Here is a 16,054-nt window from a genome sequence, read left to right as displayed (position 1 = left end):
AAGCGATGATCAGCCAAGTGGTGACTTCGGTGCAGAGTGTCAGTGACTCCTCGGAGCACACCGCCGACATCGCCATCCGCACCAACCAGGGCGTACACAAGCAGATGGTGGAGATCGACCAGGTGGCCACTGCCGTGCACGAGATGACCGCGACCGCCCAGGACGTGGCGCGCAACGCGACCCAGGCGGCACAAGCCGCCGGTCACGCCGACCAGGCCGCCAGCCAGGGCATGCAGATCGTGCGCGATACCTCCAGTGCCATCGGCGCCCTGGCCGAGGAAATCGGTCGTGCGGTCACCGTGGTACAGACCCTGGCCAAGGACAGCGAAAACATCAATGCCATCCTCATTGCCATCCGGGGTATTGCCGAGCAGACCAACCTGTTGGCGCTCAACGCCGCGATCGAGGCCGCCCGGGCCGGCGAGCAGGGGCGTGGCTTTGCCGTGGTCGCCGACGAGGTGCGCAACCTGGCGCAGAAGACCCAACAGGCCACCGAGGAAATCCAGTCGATGATCCAGCAGTTACAGCAAGGTACCCGGGAAGTGGTGCGGGTCATGGAGGACAGCCAGCACAAGACCGACCAGAGCGTGGAACATGCGGCCAAGGCAGCCCAGGCCCTGGAGACCATCACCCAGGCCGTTTCGGTGATCAACGACATGAACACCCAGATCGCCAGTGCTGCCGAGGAACAGAGCGCAGTGGCCGAGGACATCAACCGCAACGTGATCAATATCGGCCAGGTCGCCAATGAAGTTGCCGGAGGCGCCGATGAGTCCAGCGCCGCCAGTGCCGGCCTGACCAAGCTGGCCGAGCAGCAGCGACGCCTGATCAATCAATTCAAGGTGTGAGTCATCATGGGCCCGGCTGCTGCCGGGCCCATGACGCTGGAGCGATCAAGCAGGGGTCAGGCACTCGGGGCCATTGAGCTTGGGATCGTTGATCAGGTTGGCCAGCACTCGCTCACGCAGGGCAGCGGGAGGACTGGCCAGCAAGGCGTGCAGGGCATGCAAGGGCGTCTCGGGGTCGAGCCAGGCTTCCTGGCCGGCAGCATCGAGAATCAGCGGGCGGCGCAGAGTGGAAGCCGCCTGGGTCACCACCGCAGTACTCAGCCAGACTTGCTCTTGCACCGGGTAGGCTTCCCAGATCGCGGCAAAGAAAATCGACGAGCCCTCCCCTGGCGTCAGCCAGTAAGGACGCTTGCGGCTGCCACCCCGCCACTCGTAGAAACCATTGGCCGGCAACAGGCAACGGCGCTCGCGAAATGCCTGGCGAAACATCGGCTGCTCGGCCAGGGTCTCCGCCCGGGCATGGGCCGGAGTGCGCGACAGATCGGTCAGCCAGGGTGGCGTCAGCCCCCAGCGGGCGCGGGCCAGGGTACGCTGACCATCCTCAGCACGCTGGATCAGCACCGAGTCATGGGGCGAGATGTTCCACTGGGCCCGCTGATCTGCGGGAAACCCCGGCAAGGCGGCAAACGCGGGATTCCAGCGAAACAGGGCATAACGTCCACACATGGGGTATACGACTCTCAGTAAATCGGGGCACGGCCTAACAGACCAATACCCCGGCAAAACTGTCCGGCTCTTCGCAGGGCAAAGGCAAGGCGGCATTGTACGCAGTGATCAACTCCCGTGCCCGTTGCACCTGGTGATTTTCCACCGACAGCGCCAACAAGCCGAACACCGGCAACTCTCCTACACCCCCCAACAGGTCCCCGCCGTGCAGATGGGCCTCGATACCCTCGCTGGCCAACATGCCCCGGAGCAGCTCACCTTCCATCAGATTCTCCGGCTCATAGATACGCTGCATGGAAACCGTCCCCAGGCTCAGTCGTTTTCAGTGTGCACATCGAGCATCCATTCCTGACCATCGGTCTGCAGCGTGAACACGATGGGCCGGCAGCAAACCGGGCAGTCCTCTATATAGGTCTGGTCGCCGGCTGAGAGATCCAGCACCGCCTCCGCCTGTTCGCCGCAATAAGGACATTGATAATGGTCGGTTTCCAGCATCGCGGTCTCCCGAGTGACTTATGCGTATAATCGCCGGTCTATTTGCAGGGCTTTTTATGCTTGAGCTGAGTTTTCAGACCGTGCCCGGCTTTTTTGATCCAAACCTACTTCTTACCCTAGCCGTTTCTAACAAGAGAGCATGATGGGCGAATTCGATGCCATCCGACCTTACCACGACAGCGAAGTACCAGCGGTGCTGGCTCGGCTGATCAGCGACAAGGCATTCCTAGATATCCTCACCCACTTTCGCTTCCCGCGTTTTGCCAATACGTTCGGCTGGCTGCTCAAACCCCTGATCGCCCACCGCCTGCGCCGTGAGTTCGCCGGCGTCACCTCGGTGGCCACCTTGCAGGACAAGGTCGAGTTCTACGTCGACCACACCATCGAACGCGCCACCGACGGCGTGACCTATACCGGCGTCGAGCAGTTCAAGTCCGGTACGGCCTACCTATTCCTGGCCAATCATCGCGATATAGTCATGGACCCGGCCTTCGTCAATTACGCGGTCTACCATGCCGGCCTGCCGACACCTCGTATCGCGATTGGCGACAACCTGCTGCAAAAGCCGTTCGTCAGCGACCTGATGCGCCTGAACAAGAGCTTCATCGTGCATCGCTCCCTCAGCGGCCGTAGGGAAAAGCTCGCGGCTTACCAATTGCTCTCTGCCTACATCAACCACTCGATCCTCAACGACGGCCAGTCGATCTGGATCGCCCAGGCCGAAGGCCGGGCCAAGGATGGCGACGATCGTACCGAGTCGGCGATCCTCAAGATGTTCCACATGAGCCGCAAGGACGAGCCGTTCGGCGAAGTGATCCAGTCGCTGAACCTGACGCCGGTATCCATCAGCTACGAATATGACCCTTGCGACCAGGCCAAGGCCCGGGAGCTGTACATCCGCGCCACCACCGGCAGCTATACCAAGGCCCCGGGAGAGGACGACGTCAGCATCGCCAAGGGCATCACTGGCTACAAGGGCCGGGTCCACGTGAACTTCGCCGCGCCGATCCGCGCCCTGTTCGAGGACACCAAGCAGTTGGCCATGGAAATGGACCGGCAGATTCTCGGCGGCTACCGGCTGTTCCCGGTGCACTACCTGGCCTACGCCCAGTGGCAGGACGCCGACTCGGCGTTGCAAGTGCCCAACGCCGCCGAGGTGTTCCCGGCCCAGGAGCTGACCAAGGCAAAAGAAGAATGGCAACGCCGGCTCGAAGCCTGCCCGCCAGAGCATCGCCCCTACCTGGTATTGCAATACGCGACCCCGGTACGCAACCAGTACCGGGTCAAGGCAGGCCTGGCACTGCAGTAGTGCCACGGACAAGCACAACGGCGCCTTTAGGCGCCGTTGTTGTATCCGCAAAGACCATCAGAAGTGGGTGCTGACCCAGGACACCAGCAGGGCCAGCGCCAGGCAGGCAAAGCCGAAGCGATAGAAGAAGCGATTGATGCGCAAAGTGGCCGGGTCGAGCATCAGCATGGGCTGGTCCACCGCCCGCTGTTCACTCTGGCTGGCAAGGTTGGCCAGGGCACGCAATTCACGGCGGCGAGTGGCATGCAGCAGCCAACTTCCCGGACAGGCGAACAACAGGGCGAAGAGGTTGATCAGCTTGCCAGGATGGGCGTTGAACGTGGACCAGATCAAATGCAGCGACATCATGAACCTCGGAATGGGACCTGTGTTCGGGCTATCGGGAGCACCCGCGGCGCGGATTCTACTCAATCCCCAAATGCTCCCAAGCGCCTTTCCGACCAATAACGAGGCATCCGTCATTTAATTTAAAACGTCATCTTTTCGTCATCTAAACAAGCCAGTCTGTCGCCCCTCGATGACCCACGGAGCTTGTCATGCTGCACGCAGAAAACCAGGACCGCCTCTACCTGATCGCCCCCAGCGAAGAACAGCAAGCGCTGGTCGGAGCCCTGGCCTTCAATGTCCAGGACCGTCATTGGCTGGTGTATTGCGCCCTGGGCGGACATCAGCACGCGGACCTGCCAGAGACCGACCTGCTGACGGGCGTGAGTGTGCTGGACTTCTACGTCGAAGCCGCGTGAGCGCTGGCACGAATGCCCATGAAAAAGCCCGGCTCCATTGGAGCCGGGCTTTTTCATCGCCTGGGCCAAGGCCGTCAGGCAAGGTCCTTCGATCACAGCGCCAGGGGGCCCATCACTCGCCGAGGATCTGACCGACGGTCGGGTCCTTGAACAGGCGGGTCAAGGCATCGCTGAGCACATCGCCCACCAGCTTGGTATTGGTGTCCTGGTTTGGCGCCATGCCAAAGCGCTGATCCAGGGATGCGCCATAACGGCCGCTGTAGCGGCGGTTGGCGTTCTGGACGTCGGAGCGGAAAGTCGCGCCGATGGTCGCCTCGGTTACGTAAAGGCCTTCTTTGGGCGACTGGTACTTGAGCTCGGCCAGGGTCACGGTCAGTTGGGGAGCATTGCTACCACCAGTGGTAGGCGTGAAGCCCAGCAAACGCACTGCAGCTTCGGCCTGGGCCTGCAACTTCGGCAGAATCTGCGCGCTTTGTACGGTGATGGCACTGGTTTCCGGGTACAGGCCGCCACGGGTCCCCAGGGTTGGCGATGGGCGGCCGTCGACGACTCTCACCACCACTGGCTGGCCACGGCCGACAGGCGCCAGCTGAGAGGTGAGCTTCGGCTCCGGGCTGAGTTGTTGCGGGCTGTGGGCGCAGCCGACCAGCGACAGGCTGGCCACAGTGATCAAACCGAACAACAGGCGTTGCAACATGCTCATCTCTCCAGGAATCAGGCACAAACAGGCCCGCAGTATAGCGGTGCACAACAGCGGCAAACCAGCATCTGGCGGGACTTAAAGCAAGTCTCAGACAGGTTCTGTACAAGGGGGTTCCTGTAACCTAGCGTTAACCGGCATTACATGATGATGTAACTACTAAACGACATTCTTGTCGTCAACGACACACTAGGTGCTTGGCCATGAAACTCCTCCGCTCGCTGTTCGCGCCACGTCAAGCGTTTCGCAACTTCGCGCTGCTGGATTACCAGGGGCGCTGCCAGGCTTTGCGCCAGAGCCGCGTGCCCCCGGTGGGCGATGGCTGGGTGGAAATAGAAGAAATCCGCCTGAACTGGTTACACCAGCCGTTGCCAGCCAGTGCCTACCTCAGCACGCGTGCCACGACAGCCAGGGTGCAACCGATACTGGCCACCTGACCAAAAGCCGAATAAAAGTCGCAAAATAGGGTCATTTCTGCGCATTTCTTCGTTACAATCTCCCCCCGATTATAAGGACGTCTCCTGATCGGGCCTCGCAACACTGCCAACGCATTGCCTTGGCGCCCCATACTGCCCACAGAGAGCCGCCCACACAGATCGAGTGAAGCTGGCGTGCTTGCTGTCCCATCTTGCAAACCTCCACTTTTCACGAATCTGCAGAGCTGCCCTTGCAAGGACACTGAAGTTTTGCCCGTCGTGCCCGCATCCCTTGAATGCAGGCATCACCGCTCGGGCCAGGTGCCAGGCCGAGGCAGCCCTTTTTTGAGGTTCACGTCTTCAAAAGAGCGTGAAAAAACGGGTTTTCACAACTTCACAAGAGTGTGGCGAGCAAATGAATAGTTTTGCGTCTGAACTGGCACCATTGGCCTCTACAACAGCCCGATTACACAGGACCGAGCCCTCCTCAGATACTTGCGCTTGATGCCTGTCCGCTGACGGATTTGGTTGCACTAACGGATGTCTCGACCATAAGTCGAATTGCCCCGAGGCTCCCCAAGATGCGTTCATATGCACCTTGAGGCCCGGTTGGTAGCGTCCGCAGAAGTTGCAAAGAATTGCGAAGACTCGGACATGGCAATCCTGGCCATGGGTAACCTGGGGCACCACGTGAATCGCCCCATCACTCCTGGCAGCCATGCCGTCAATTTGGTGCTGCAGATTTTGGAGACGCGTTAATGGCGCATAACGAAGCAGTAGACGTCGTATTGGTCGGGGCCGGCATCATGAGTGCCACCCTCGCCGTACTGCTCAAAGAGCTCGACCCCGCAATCAAGCTGGAAGTCGTCGAGCTGATGGACTCGGGTGCCGCGGAGAGTTCCAACCCATGGAACAACGCCGGTACCGGTCACGCTGGCCTTTGTGAGCTGAACTACACGCCACAGGCCGCCGATGGCAGCATCGACATCAAGAAAGCCGTGCATATCAACACCCAGTTCGAGGTGTCGAAGCAGTTCTGGTCCTACCTGACCAAACAAGGCACGTTCGGCTCGTCCAAGTCCTTCATCAGCCCGGTGCCACACCTGAGCTTCGTCCAGGGCGACAAGGGCGTTTCCTTCCTCAAGAAGCGCTTTGAAGTGCTGAGCCAGCACCATGCCTTCGCCGACATGGAATACACCGAGGACAAGGCCAAGATGGCCGAGTGGATGCCGCTGATGATGCCGGGCCGCGCCGCGGACGAAACCATCGCCGCCACCCGCGTGACCAACGGTACGGACGTCAACTTCGGCGCCCTGACCAACCAGTTGCTCAAGCACCTGACCAGCGCTCCGGACACCCAGGTCAAGTACTGCAAGCGCGTGACCGGCCTCAAGCGCAACAAGGCCAACGGCTGGACCGTGAGCATCAAGGACGTCAACAGCGGCAACACCCGCGAAGTCGACGCCAAGTTCGTATTCCTCGGCGCCGGTGGCGCGGCACTGCCACTGCTGCAAGCGTCGGGTATCGAGGAAAGCAAGGGCTTCGGTGGTTTCCCGGTCAGTGGCCAATGGCTGCGTTGCGATAACCCGGAAGTGGTCAAGCAGCACCAGGCCAAGGTCTACAGCCAGGCCGCCGTTGGTTCGCCACCGATGTCGGTGCCGCACCTGGACACCCGCGTGGTCGACGGCAAGAAGTCCCTGCTGTTCGGGCCTTACGCCGGCTTCACCACCAAGTTCCTCAAGCACGGCTCGTTCCTGGACCTGCCGATGTCGGTACGCGCCGGCAACATCGGCCCGATGCTGGCCGTGGCCCGGGACAACATGGACCTGACCAAGTACCTGGTCAGCGAAGTCATGCAGTCCATGGAACAACGCCTGGAATCCCTGCGCCGCTTCTACCCCGAGGCCAAGGCCGAGGACTGGCGCCTGGAAGTCGCGGGACAACGGGTGCAGATCATCAAGAAAGACCCGAAAAAAGGCGGTGTGCTGCAGTTCGGCACCGAGCTGGTTGCAGCCAAGGACGGTTCCCTGGCCGCCCTGCTGGGCGCCTCCCCTGGCGCGTCGGTCACCGTTTCGATCATGCTCGACCTGATCGAGCGCTGCTTCCCGGCCAAAGCCAGTGGTGAATGGGCTGCCAAGCTCAAGGAAATTTTCCCGGCCCGGGAAAAAGCCCTGGAAAGCGACGCGGCCCTGTATCGCAAGATCAACAGCGAGAACAACCTGAGCCTGGAGCTGGTCGCGCCAAGCAAGGAAACCGAAAGCTGCGCCTGATCCAGCAGCCATGAAAAAACGCCCCGTCCTGCAAGGAACGGGGCGTTTTTTATTCCCGGTCCTAAAAGACCGGCATCCTGCCAAACGCTAGGATCAGCCGCGGGCCTGGGCGATCAGCTCAATGTAGTCAGCGGCATTGCGTTGGTCCCGGATCAACTCGACGAAGGTCTTGCCCTGCTCGTCCTTGCCATCCAGATCGAGACCCGCCTCGACGAAAAAGCCCAGGAAACGCTCGAAATCATCGATACGCAAGCCACGATAGGCCTTGATCAGCTTATGCAGGGACGGCGAGGTCGCGTCGACCGGCTCAAAATCGAGGAACAACTTGATCTGCTCGTCACCGATCTCGTCACCAATCACTTGCTTCTTATCTTTACGCATTGCCGACTCCAGCTCGCAGACATTTCACGGGGCGGGCAGTTTACCCCCAGCCCGCATCCAGCCTCAACGCGGACGCACGCTGCCAGTGTGCAGGTCGGCCCAGATATGGCCATTGGCATAGCTGAGGAACTGGCAATACACGGTGTCGTTACGCAACAGGTCCATCACTGCCCGGTACTGTGCCATGGGGTAGTACAGGGTCAGCGTCTTGCTCTTGGCATCGTATTGCGGCTTTTTCAGGCTCTTGCTTTCGCCGTCGAAACTCACCAGCACCTGGCTGATGGTAGCGCCCTTGTTCAAGGGCTTGCCCTTGAGCCGAAGCCACACCGGCGAGGTCACGGGAATCGGTTGCTGGTTGGATTGGCGCTGGCTACCGATCACCACCGAGTATTCGGTGACTTGCAACAATTGTTGTTGCTCGGGGACAGCATCACGCAGGGTCAGGTCGTCAGGCGGCAGGAACTGCCCGTGCATGGGGGCCGGAGCGGCTGCGAGCGGCAGGCTCAAGCTCAGGAGAAGGGCCGCGCAACTGCGGATCAACAGGCTCATGACAGGCTCCAGACAAGGGCCGAGCACTCTAGCACGGGTTCTGCCCCTCTACACCCGCCCCACGCCGCTACGACAGGCCCACAACACAGAGCTCAGTCGAACTGGGCGAGCATCCAGGCGTGGTAATCAGGCGCACCCGGCTCACCTTCACGAGGCGCCCAGCTGGCGTGCTCGCCCTCGCTCAACTGACAATAAGGCCCAGCCTTGCATTCGAACATCAGGCTATCGGGCGCCAGTGCCACAAAGCCATGGAACACTCCGGCAGGCAGGTCCACCCCTACGCAGTCGCCACCGGCCTCCAGGACACGCTTTTCCCGCACCTGGCCTGCCGCATCGAAGATCAGCACGCCCAGGCGCCCCTTGAGCACTAGCAGCGTCTCAGCCTTGTCAGCGCTCAGGTGCCGATGGGGCGGGATATAGGTCGAAGGTTGCAGGCCTATCGCCAAGCGATGACAAGGCTCTTCCATGGCATGGAAGTTGTGATGCTGGCGCCCACGAGGATTGGCCGCGGCCTTCTCGGTCAGATCACGGAACAGTGCTTGATCGAAAAAGCTCGGGCCGGACATGTCTTACATCCCCTTCACGGCGTAGATGCCTGCGGCGTTACGCCAATAGCCCTTGTAGTCCATGCCATAACCAAAGACATAACGGTCGACGCAGGTCAGGCCCATGTAGTCGGCCTTGAGATCCGGACGGGCCTTGCGATCGTGATCCTTGTCGATCAGTACGGCGGTATGCACGGCACGGGCACCGGCGTGACGGCAGAAGTCGATGATCGCGCTCAAGGTGTGCCCTTCATCAAGAATGTCGTCGATGATCAGCACGTCGCGGTCAATAAAGGAAACTTCTGGCTTGGATTTCCAGAACAGCTCGCCACCGCTGGTTTCGTTGCGATAACGAGTTGCATGCAGGTAGGAGGCTTCCAGGGGAAAGCGCAAGTGGGTCAGCAACTTGCCAGCGAAGATCAGGCCGCCGTTCATCACGCAGAACACCACCGGATTGCGCTCAGCCAGGTCTTCAGTGATTTGTGCACCGATCCGGGCGATGGTCGCCTCGACTTCAGCTTCGGTGTACAGGCAGTCAGCCTCGCGCATGATTTGACGGATATGCTCGAGATCAGCGGACATGGCGCTCTCCAAGGGGGTGGCAGTTTCGGAAAAGCGGGCAAAGGTACGCATCCGGCCCGGTCAGATCAAGCGTTTCTGGACTAACGTACTTTATGTCTATAGGACAACAACCCCGGATAGATTAATCTAGGCCGTTTTTTTTGCCCGCCGCCGGAGCCTTTCCCTATGCCTACCCATGAGATCCGCCACCCGCTGATCCGTCATAAACTTGGCCTTATGCGCCGCGCAGACATCAGCACCAAGAACTTTCGCGAGCTCGCTCAGGAAGTCGGTGCCCTACTGACATACGAAGCCACCAAAGACCTGCCCCTGGAAAGTTATGAGATTCCAGGCTGGTGCGGCCCTGTCCAGGTCGAGAAGATCGCTGGCAAGAAGATTACCGTGGTTCCCATCCTGCGCGCCGGCATCGGCATGCTCGAAGGCGTGCTGAGCCTGATCCCAGGCGCCAAGGTCAGCGCCGTCGGCGTGGCCCGCAACGAGGAAACCCTGCAAGCCCATACCTACCTGGAAAAACTGGTACCGGAGATCGATGAGCGCCTGGCGATGATCATCGACCCCATGCTGGCCACCGGCAGCTCCATGGTCGCCACCATCGACCTGCTGAAAAAAGCCGGTTGCCGGGATATCCGTGCCATGGTCCTGGTGGCTGCTCCCGAAGGTATCGCTACGGTCGAGCAGGCTCATCCGGATGTGACGATCTACACCGCCTCCATCGACCAGAAACTCAACGAGCATGGCTACATCATTCCTGGGCTGGGTGATGCCGGCGACAAGATCTTCGGCACCAAGCAGAAGGATTCCTGATCATGCAGGATGAGTTCAACGATCCGCTCTGGCGCCAGGTGCTGTCTGGCGCCCAGATGCTTTTCGTGGCCTTTGGCGCCCTGGTGTTGATGCCGCTGATTACCGGTCTTGATCCCAACGTGGCGCTGTTCACGGCGGGTCTTGGGACTCTGTTGTTCCAACTGGTCACTGGCCGCCAAGTGCCGGTGTTCCTGGCTTCGAGCTTCGCCTTCATTACCCCGATCATTCTCGCCAAGGGCCAGTTCGGCCTGGCCGCGACCATGGGCGGCGTCATGGCGGCAGGTTTCGTCTACACCTTTCTCGGGCTGGCGGTGAAGATCAAGGGTACGGGGTTCATCGACCGCCTGCTGCCACCCGTGGTCATCGGCCCGGTGATCATTTCCATCGGCCTGGCCATGGCTCCCATCGCCGCCAACATGGCCATGGGCAAGGCCGGCGACGGCAGCGAGCTGATCCACTACCAGACCGCCATGATGATCTCCATGCCGGCGCTGCTCACCACCCTGGTGGTGGCGGTGTTCGGCAAGGGAATCTTCCGCCTGGTGCCGATCATTTCCGGGGTACTGGTGGGTTTTGCCCTGTCGTTCTACTTCGGCGTGGTGGACACCGCCAAGATCGCTGCCGCGCCTTGGCTGGCCCTGCCGCACTTCACTGCACCGGAGTTCAACTGGCAGGCGATCCTGTTCATTGTTCCGGTAGCCCTGGCGCCAGCCATCGAACACATCGGTGGAGTGATCGCCGTAGGTAGCGTGACCGGTCGCGACTACCTGAAGAAGCCCGGCCTGCACCGCACCCTGTTTGGCGACGGCGTCGCCACCACCGCTGCCGGCCTGTTCGGCGGTCCGCCCAACACCACCTACGCCGAAGTGACCGGCGCGGTGATGCTGACCAAGAACTACAACCCGAAGATCATGACCTGGGCTGCGGTGTTCGCCATCACCCTGGCCTTCATCGGCAAGTTCGGTGCACTGCTGCAAAGCATCCCGGTGCCGGTGATGGGCGGGATCCTCTGCCTGTTGTTCGGCTCGATCGCCGCCGTGGGCATGAACACCCTGATCCGCCACAAGATCGACCTTGGCGAGGCACGCAACCTGGTGATCGTCTCCGTGACCCTGGTGTTCGGTATCGGTGGAATGCTGGTAGGTACAGGTACCGGCCAGAATGACGTCGGCCTCAAGGGCATTGCCCTGTGCGCCATCGTCGCCATTGCCTTGAACCTGGTCTTGCCAGGCAACGATAGCTGGAAAAACAACAAGTCCGACGGGCCCATCATCTGAAGCCCAGTCACCGGCTCCCGCAGTAGCTCAGGAGCCGGTGACCGACGCCAGCCTCTATAAGGCCAGCGGTGCCCGGGCGCACAAATTGGCCAACTCCTGCACCCATTGCGGGTCATCGTTCAAGCACGGAATCAACAACAGATCCTCTCCTCCGGCCTCACGGAACTGTTCACGTCCGCGATCCCCGATCTCCTCCAGCGTCTCGATGCAATCGGCGACAAAGGCTGGGCACATCACCAGCAGCTTCTTCACACCCTGCTGGGCCAACTCATCCAACCGGGCTTCGGTATAAGGCTCGATCCACTTGGCACGTCCCAAGCGCGACTGGAACGACACCGACCATTGCCCATCGGCCAGGCCCATTTGCTGGGCAAAGGCCTGCGCGGTACGAAAGCACTGCCCGCGATAACAATTGTCGAGCACCTGCGGCGAGGCGTCCCGGCAGCAATCCCCCAGGCCATCCAGCCGGTGTCCTGGGTTGAGCTTCTGCAAGTGTCGCTCAGGCAAGCCGTGGAAACTCAGCAGCAAGTGGTCGAATGGCTGTTGCAGATGTGGCTTGACGCTGGTCACCAGGGCGTCGATGTATTCAGGCTGGTCGTAGAACGGCTGCAGCACGCTGAACTGCACATCCAGCTGATGCTCGCGCACTACGCGCCGGGCTTCCTCGACCACAGTGGTCACAGTACTGTCGGCGAATTGTGGGTACAGCGGAGCCAGGGTAATCCTGCGCTGGCCCTGGGCCGTCAGCTTGAGCAGTGCAGATTCGATCGAAGGCTCGCCGTAGCGCATCGCCAACTCCACAGGCCCCTGCTTCCATTGCTCGCTCATTGCTCGCTGCAGGCGTCGGCTGAGCACCACCAACGGCGAACCCTCTTCCCACCAGATGGATTGGTAGGCGTGGGCCGACTGAGCCGGGCGCTTGATCAGGATCAGCGACACCAGTAAGCGTCGTACCGGCCAGGGCAGGTCGATCACATAGGGGTCCATGAGGAACTGATTGAGGTAGCTGCGCACATCCGCCACGGAGGTGGAGGCCGGCGAACCGAGGTTGACCAGGAGCAACGCGTGATCGGTCATGCAACGTCCTATTTCAATGGCGGCGGGATACGTCATCCAGGGCCGCGGGCAAATCAGTGAACTGGAAAGTGAACCCTGCCTCCAGCAAGCGCGCTGGCACGGCGCGCTGGCCGCCTAGTAGCAACAGCGACAACTCGCCCAGCAGCAGGCGCAACACAAAGGCCGGTAGCGGCAACAATGCAGGCCGGTGCAGGACCCGCCCCAGGGCCTTGGCGAACTCACGGTTGCGTGCAGGCTTCGGCGCGCAGGCATTATAAGGACCCCGTGCCGCATCCTGATGCATAAGAAAATCAATCAGGGCAATTTGATCATCGATATGAATCCACGGCATCCACTGCCGGCCATTGCCGATCGGGCCACCCAGGCCCAGCTTGAATGGCAGCAACAGGCGTGACAAAAAGCCGCCCTGCGCAGACAGCACCAGGCCGGTGCGCACCAGCACCACGCGCACTCCCATGGACTCGGCACGTTGCGCCGTTTCCTCCCAGGCGATACACAGTTGACTGGCAAAATCTTCGCTGACTGGCGGCGACTCTTCATCCAGCTCGCGTTCGCCGCCATCGCCGTACCACCCCACCGCCGACCCTGAAAGCAGTACACGGGGCTTGTGCTCACGGCTGTCGAGCCAGGCCAACAGGGTTTCGGTAAGGGCAATGCGGCTGGCCCACAACAGCGCCTTGCGCTTGTGAGTCCAGGGACGATCGGCTATGGGTGCGCCGGCCAGGTTGATCACCGCATCCACGGGGAGCTGGTCCAGCTCTTGCAATTCCTTGACTGCCCTTACTTGAGGACCGCACAAAGCGGCCACTTTATCGGGCTGGCGAGTCCATACACTCAACTGATGACCCTGGGCCAGCCAATGGCGACACAGCGCCTGCCCGATCAAACCAGTACCGCCGGTCAGCAATATATGCATGACATCTTCCTCGCGTGGCGTTTTACCCGAATCACTAGTCTATTTTTATAAGCAGGGATCTTTTCAATCGGGCAGGCTGCATTTTAACGATAGACAACCTGCACAACCGATCGCGCCGAAAGCTATACCAAAAAACAATATTGTACAGGTTTTGGCGGCGGCGTAGTCTGTACAGCAAGGTAAACGAGGCCCCTATGACAGTACCCATCGCAATCATTGGTACCGGCATCGCCGGACTCTCCGCCGCCCAGGCGCTACGAGATGCCGGGCATATCGTCCACCTTTTCGACAAAAGCCGCGGCAGCGGCGGGCGCATGTCGAGCAAGCGCAGCGATGCCGGCAGCCTGGATCTGGGAGCCCAGTACTTCACCGCCCGCGACCGGCGTTTCGTCACCGAAGTCCAGCGCTGGCAAGCCAAGGGCTGGGTCGCCGAGTGGACACCGCAGCTCTACAACTCCCACGGCGGCCAGCTCAGTCCCTCGCCGGATGAGCAGACCCGCTGGGTCGGCACCCCGCGCATGAGCGCCATCACCCGTGCCCTGATCGGCGACCTCGAAGCCCATTTCGCCTGCCGCATCACCGAAGTCTTCCGCGGCGAACAGCATTGGCACCTGCAGGATGCGGAAGGCTTCACCCATGGCCCTTTCAGCCATGTCGTGATCGCCACCCCGGCCCCGCAGGCCACGGCCCTGCTAGCTGCCGCGCCGAAGCTCGCGGGGGTCGCCGCCGGAGTGAAAATGGACCCCACCTGGGCAGTCGCTCTGGCCTTCGACACCCCTCTGGAAACCTCGATGGAAGGCTGCTTCGTGCAGGACAGTCCGCTGGACTGGCTGGCCCGTAACCGCAGCAAGCCCGGGCACGACAGCCACCTCGATACCTGGGTCCTGCACGCCACCAGCTCCTGGAGCCGGCAGCACATCGACCTCTCGAAAGAAGCCGTGACCGAGCAATTGCACGGTGCCTTCGCCGAGCTGCTGCACAGCGTCATGCCCGCCCCCACCTTCAGCCTGGCCCACCGCTGGCTTTACGCCCGCCCGGCCACCAGCCATGAATGGGGCGCACTGGCCGATGCCGACCTGGGCCTGTACGTGTGTGGCGACTGGTGCCTGTCCGGCCGGGTCGAAGGCGCCTGGCTGAGTGGCCAAGAGGCCGCACGCCGACTCCACGAGAGCTTGCAGTGAATCGCCTCAACCCGCGCAAACTGCTGCTGTCGAAGTGGACAGCAGCCCACCCGCAACACCGCGAGAAACACTTCCTGGTCACCGAACTGTTCTGCGATGAAGAAGGCACCGTGCTGGATATCGAGCTGCAGGCGGTCCTTACCCGACGCAGCCAGCGCCTGAGCTGGCAAACCCTGCAGGACGACCGCGACTGGCGAATGGGCTGGCAATAACCGGGCGCACTCGGTCCGGGGACAATACCTATACAAACAATTTGACTTGTACAACTTCAATCCTATGATTGAGACAAGTTGTACAAGATTAATGGTTTTGTACAGGAATGTTCCCCCGGAGGTCGAACCATGTCCACCCAGCCGAAAATCGCCATCAGCGCCTGCCTGATGGGTGCCGAGGTCCGCTACAACGGTGGCCACAAGGAGTCCCGCCTGTGCAGCCAGGTACTCAAGGACTACTTCGATTTCCTGCCCCTGTGCCCAGAAGTTGCCATTGGCCTGGGCACCCCACGGGAACCGATCCGCCTGGTGGGCGACCCCGCACAGCCACGGGCCGTGGGCACGCGGGACAGCAGCCGGGATGCCACCCAGGCCCTGGTGGAATACGCCGAACGCATGGCCGTGCAGCTGGACGATATCTGCGGCTACATCTTCATGCAGAGCTCTCCGTCCTGCGGGCTGGAGCGGGTCAAGGTGTACCAGGCCAACGGCATTCCCCATCGCCACGCCGGTCGCGGCGTCTACGCCCAGGCCTTCTGCGCCCGGCACCCGGACCTGCCGGTGGAAGAAGCCGGACGCCTCAACGATCCGGTGCTGCGGGAGAACTTCCTGACCCGGGTCTACGTCTATCGCGACTGGCAGGTACTGCTCAAGCAAGGCCTGAGCCGGCGCGCCCTCACCGACTTTCACGCACGCTGCAAATACCTGCTGATGGCCCATCACCCGGTCCAGTACAAGGCCCTGGGCAACCTGCTGGGCAACATGGGCCAGGGCGACCCGGCATTGATCGGCCCGCGTTACTTCAGCCAGCTGATGACTGCACTGAGCCGCTGCGCCACCCGCGGAACCCACAGCAATGTGTTGCAGCACATCAGCGGTTACTTCAAGCGAGCCATCAGCGCCGAAGACAAACAGGAAATGCAGCACGTCATCGGCCAATACCGCCTGGGCATCGTCCCGCTGGTGGTGCCCTTGACCCTGCTCAAGCACCACTTGCGCCAGAATCCCGATCCCTACATTGCCCGACAGTTATACCTGCAGCCGCACCCCGAAGACCTCAGCCTGCGCAATGCGATCTGAGCC

21 protein-coding genes are annotated in these 16,054 nt (G+C 61.2%); 10 read left to right on the top strand and 11 right to left on the bottom strand.

Translation table 11 applies throughout. The features are described 5' to 3' along the window. The first annotated feature begins 5 nt into the window (after nt 1–5). A complete protein-coding gene (locus tag C4K39_RS32295) occupies nt 6–848 on the top strand; it encodes a methyl-accepting chemotaxis protein (RefSeq protein WP_437179389.1) in 843 nt (280 codons plus the stop codon). A gap of 45 nt (nt 849–893) precedes the next feature. Here C4K39_RS32295 and C4K39_RS22345 read toward each other — a convergent pair whose 3' ends face one another. Genes C4K39_RS22345 through C4K39_RS22335 form a run of 3 tightly spaced genes read right to left on the bottom strand, consistent with a single transcriptional unit; the run spans nt 894 to nt 2,009 of the window. After that, nucleotides 894–1,514, bottom strand: coding sequence for an SOS response-associated peptidase (locus tag C4K39_RS22345; RefSeq protein ID WP_124347441.1), 621 nt, complete (start codon nt 1,512–1,514; stop codon nt 894–896). 34 nt (nt 1,515–1,548) lie between these two features. Continuing rightward, nucleotides 1,549–1,809, bottom strand: a complete 261-nt coding sequence (locus C4K39_RS22340) for a putative signal transducing protein (RefSeq protein WP_068578764.1) — start codon at nt 1,807–1,809, stop codon at nt 1,549–1,551. Between the two features lie 17 nt (nt 1,810–1,826). Further along, on the bottom strand, nt 1,827–2,009 hold the full coding sequence (locus tag C4K39_RS22335; RefSeq protein ID WP_068578762.1) for a CPXCG motif-containing cysteine-rich protein: 183 nt from the start codon (nt 2,007–2,009) through the stop codon (nt 1,827–1,829). A 139-nt stretch (nt 2,010–2,148) separates the two neighbouring features. On the opposite strand from C4K39_RS22335, the gene C4K39_RS22330 reads away from it, so the two are divergent. Beyond that, nucleotides 2,149–3,318 (top strand): 1-acyl-sn-glycerol-3-phosphate acyltransferase, encoded by a 1,170-nt coding sequence (locus C4K39_RS22330; protein WP_124347440.1) that lies wholly within the window; start codon nt 2,149–2,151, stop codon nt 3,316–3,318. A 57-nt stretch (nt 3,319–3,375) separates the two neighbouring features. Here the strand turns inward: C4K39_RS22330 and C4K39_RS22325 are convergent, their stop codons facing one another. Further along, entirely contained in the window at nt 3,376–3,663 is a 288-nt protein-coding gene (locus C4K39_RS22325) for a hypothetical protein (protein ID WP_176719841.1), read from the bottom strand. Between the two features lie 191 nt (nt 3,664–3,854). On the opposite strand from C4K39_RS22325, the gene C4K39_RS22320 reads away from it, so the two are divergent. Next, nucleotides 3,855–4,061 (top strand): hypothetical protein, encoded by a 207-nt coding sequence (locus C4K39_RS22320; protein ID WP_022640865.1) that lies wholly within the window; start codon nt 3,855–3,857, stop codon nt 4,059–4,061. Nucleotides 4,062–4,173: 112 nt separating this feature from the next. Here the strand turns inward: C4K39_RS22320 and C4K39_RS22315 are convergent, their stop codons facing one another. Next, nucleotides 4,174–4,758, bottom strand: coding sequence for a YajG family lipoprotein (locus C4K39_RS22315; RefSeq protein ID WP_068578756.1), 585 nt, complete (start codon nt 4,756–4,758; stop codon nt 4,174–4,176). 206 nt (nt 4,759–4,964) lie between these two features. Here C4K39_RS22315 and C4K39_RS22310 point away from each other — a divergent pair, with 206 nt between their 5' ends. Continuing rightward, nucleotides 4,965–5,198: a hypothetical protein gene (locus C4K39_RS22310; protein ID WP_124347439.1), complete on the top strand. Its 234-nt coding sequence runs from the start codon at nt 4,965–4,967 to the stop codon at nt 5,196–5,198. A 737-nt stretch (nt 5,199–5,935) separates the two neighbouring features. Next, a complete protein-coding gene (gene mqo, locus C4K39_RS22305; protein WP_124347438.1) occupies nt 5,936–7,447 on the top strand; it encodes a malate dehydrogenase (quinone) in 1,512 nt (503 codons plus the stop codon). Between the two features lie 93 nt (nt 7,448–7,540). On the opposite strand, the gene C4K39_RS22300 is transcribed toward mqo, so the two are convergent. The 4 genes from C4K39_RS22300 to C4K39_RS22285 form a co-directional block, all read right to left on the bottom strand. After that, a complete protein-coding gene (locus C4K39_RS22300) occupies nt 7,541–7,828 on the bottom strand; it encodes a PA4642 family protein (protein WP_124347437.1) in 288 nt (95 codons plus the stop codon). Between the two features lie 63 nt (nt 7,829–7,891). Next, entirely contained in the window at nt 7,892–8,377 is a 486-nt protein-coding gene (locus C4K39_RS22295; RefSeq protein WP_124347436.1) for a hypothetical protein, read from the bottom strand. A 92-nt stretch (nt 8,378–8,469) separates the two neighbouring features. Further along, on the bottom strand, nt 8,470–8,943 hold the full coding sequence (locus tag C4K39_RS22290) for a WbuC family cupin fold metalloprotein (RefSeq protein ID WP_124347435.1): 474 nt from the start codon (nt 8,941–8,943) through the stop codon (nt 8,470–8,472). A gap of 3 nt (nt 8,944–8,946) precedes the next feature. Continuing rightward, on the bottom strand, nt 8,947–9,504 hold the full coding sequence (locus C4K39_RS22285) for a hypoxanthine-guanine phosphoribosyltransferase (protein WP_068578810.1): 558 nt from the start codon (nt 9,502–9,504) through the stop codon (nt 8,947–8,949). Between the two features lie 165 nt (nt 9,505–9,669). Here C4K39_RS22285 and upp point away from each other — a divergent pair, with 165 nt between their 5' ends. Then, nucleotides 9,670–10,308 carry a uracil phosphoribosyltransferase gene (gene upp / locus C4K39_RS22280; RefSeq protein WP_068578742.1) on the top strand — a complete coding sequence of 213 codons (639 nt, stop codon included), beginning with the start codon at nt 9,670–9,672 and terminating at the stop codon, nt 10,306–10,308. Nucleotides 10,309–10,310: 2 nt separating this feature from the next. Continuing rightward, on the top strand, nt 10,311–11,585 hold the full coding sequence (locus C4K39_RS22275) for a uracil-xanthine permease family protein (protein ID WP_068578740.1): 1,275 nt from the start codon (nt 10,311–10,313) through the stop codon (nt 11,583–11,585). A 54-nt stretch (nt 11,586–11,639) separates the two neighbouring features. Here C4K39_RS22275 and hemH read toward each other — a convergent pair whose 3' ends face one another. Both hemH and C4K39_RS22265 read right to left on the bottom strand, forming a co-directional pair. Further along, complete coding sequence (gene hemH, locus C4K39_RS22270; RefSeq protein ID WP_124347434.1) at nt 11,640–12,662, bottom strand: ferrochelatase; 1,023 nt, start codon at nt 12,660–12,662, stop codon at nt 11,640–11,642. Between the two features lie 13 nt (nt 12,663–12,675). Beyond that, nucleotides 12,676–13,578: a TIGR01777 family oxidoreductase gene (locus C4K39_RS22265; protein ID WP_124347433.1), complete on the bottom strand. Its 903-nt coding sequence runs from the start codon at nt 13,576–13,578 to the stop codon at nt 12,676–12,678. 194 nt (nt 13,579–13,772) lie between these two features. Between C4K39_RS22265 and C4K39_RS22260 the strand changes: the two genes are divergently transcribed. The 3 genes from C4K39_RS22260 to C4K39_RS22250 all read left to right on the top strand — a co-directional run bounded on the left by C4K39_RS22260 (nt 13,773) and on the right by C4K39_RS22250 (nt 16,051). Further along, nucleotides 13,773–14,759 (top strand): NAD(P)/FAD-dependent oxidoreductase, encoded by a 987-nt coding sequence (locus C4K39_RS22260; protein WP_124347432.1) that lies wholly within the window; start codon nt 13,773–13,775, stop codon nt 14,757–14,759. Then, nucleotides 14,756–14,971 (top strand): TIGR02450 family Trp-rich protein, encoded by a 216-nt coding sequence (locus C4K39_RS22255; RefSeq protein WP_068578731.1) that lies wholly within the window; start codon nt 14,756–14,758, stop codon nt 14,969–14,971. Before C4K39_RS22260 ends, C4K39_RS22255 begins: the two co-directional genes overlap by 4 nt. Nucleotides 14,972–15,100: 129 nt before the next feature. After that, nucleotides 15,101–16,051: a YbgA family protein gene (locus tag C4K39_RS22250; protein WP_124347431.1), complete on the top strand. Its 951-nt coding sequence runs from the start codon at nt 15,101–15,103 to the stop codon at nt 16,049–16,051. Nucleotides 16,052–16,054: the final 3 nt, after the last annotated feature.

Source organism: Pseudomonas sessilinigenes (assembly GCF_003850565.1).
GTDB classification, from domain to species: domain Bacteria; phylum Pseudomonadota; class Gammaproteobacteria; order Pseudomonadales; family Pseudomonadaceae; genus Aquipseudomonas; species Aquipseudomonas sessilinigenes.
This window is presented reverse-complemented; position numbering and strand designations above follow the sequence as displayed.

What these genes read in the sequence shown, in the direction of transcription:
- mqo (WP_124347438.1), top strand. Translation starts at nt 5,936, where the DNA reads ATGGCGCATAACGAAGCAGTAGACGTCGTATTGGTCGGGGCCGGCATC.
- C4K39_RS22320 (WP_022640865.1), top strand. Translation starts at nt 3,855, where the DNA reads ATGCTGCACGCAGAAAACCAGGACCGCCTCTACCTGATCGCCCCCAGC.
- C4K39_RS22295 (WP_124347436.1), bottom strand. Translation starts at nt 8,377, where the DNA reads ATGAGCCTGTTGATCCGCAGTTGCGCGGCCCTTCTCCTGAGCTTGAGC.
- C4K39_RS22275 (WP_068578740.1), top strand. Translation starts at nt 10,311, where the DNA reads ATGCAGGATGAGTTCAACGATCCGCTCTGGCGCCAGGTGCTGTCTGGC.
- hemH (WP_124347434.1), bottom strand. Translation starts at nt 12,662, where the DNA reads ATGACCGATCACGCGTTGCTCCTGGTCAACCTCGGTTCGCCGGCCTCC.
- C4K39_RS32295 (WP_437179389.1), top strand. Translation starts at nt 6, where the DNA reads ATGATCAGCCAAGTGGTGACTTCGGTGCAGAGTGTCAGTGACTCCTCG.
- C4K39_RS22290 (WP_124347435.1), bottom strand. Translation starts at nt 8,943, where the DNA reads ATGTCCGGCCCGAGCTTTTTCGATCAAGCACTGTTCCGTGATCTGACC.
- upp (WP_068578742.1), top strand. Translation starts at nt 9,670, where the DNA reads ATGCCTACCCATGAGATCCGCCACCCGCTGATCCGTCATAAACTTGGC.
- C4K39_RS22345 (WP_124347441.1), bottom strand. Translation starts at nt 1,514, where the DNA reads ATGTGTGGACGTTATGCCCTGTTTCGCTGGAATCCCGCGTTTGCCGCC.
- C4K39_RS22260 (WP_124347432.1), top strand. Translation starts at nt 13,773, where the DNA reads ATGACAGTACCCATCGCAATCATTGGTACCGGCATCGCCGGACTCTCC.
- C4K39_RS22265 (WP_124347433.1), bottom strand. Translation starts at nt 13,578, where the DNA reads ATGCATATATTGCTGACCGGCGGTACTGGTTTGATCGGGCAGGCGCTG.
- C4K39_RS22285 (WP_068578810.1), bottom strand. Translation starts at nt 9,504, where the DNA reads ATGTCCGCTGATCTCGAGCATATCCGTCAAATCATGCGCGAGGCTGAC.
- C4K39_RS22250 (WP_124347431.1), top strand. Translation starts at nt 15,101, where the DNA reads ATGTCCACCCAGCCGAAAATCGCCATCAGCGCCTGCCTGATGGGTGCC.
- C4K39_RS22335 (WP_068578762.1), bottom strand. Translation starts at nt 2,009, where the DNA reads ATGCTGGAAACCGACCATTATCAATGTCCTTATTGCGGCGAACAGGCG.
- C4K39_RS22330 (WP_124347440.1), top strand. Translation starts at nt 2,149, where the DNA reads ATGATGGGCGAATTCGATGCCATCCGACCTTACCACGACAGCGAAGTA.
- C4K39_RS22300 (WP_124347437.1), bottom strand. Translation starts at nt 7,828, where the DNA reads ATGCGTAAAGATAAGAAGCAAGTGATTGGTGACGAGATCGGTGACGAG.
- C4K39_RS22310 (WP_124347439.1), top strand. Translation starts at nt 4,965, where the DNA reads ATGAAACTCCTCCGCTCGCTGTTCGCGCCACGTCAAGCGTTTCGCAAC.
- C4K39_RS22325 (WP_176719841.1), bottom strand. Translation starts at nt 3,663, where the DNA reads ATGTCGCTGCATTTGATCTGGTCCACGTTCAACGCCCATCCTGGCAAG.
- C4K39_RS22315 (WP_068578756.1), bottom strand. Translation starts at nt 4,758, where the DNA reads ATGTTGCAACGCCTGTTGTTCGGTTTGATCACTGTGGCCAGCCTGTCG.
- C4K39_RS22340 (WP_068578764.1), bottom strand. Translation starts at nt 1,809, where the DNA reads ATGCAGCGTATCTATGAGCCGGAGAATCTGATGGAAGGTGAGCTGCTC.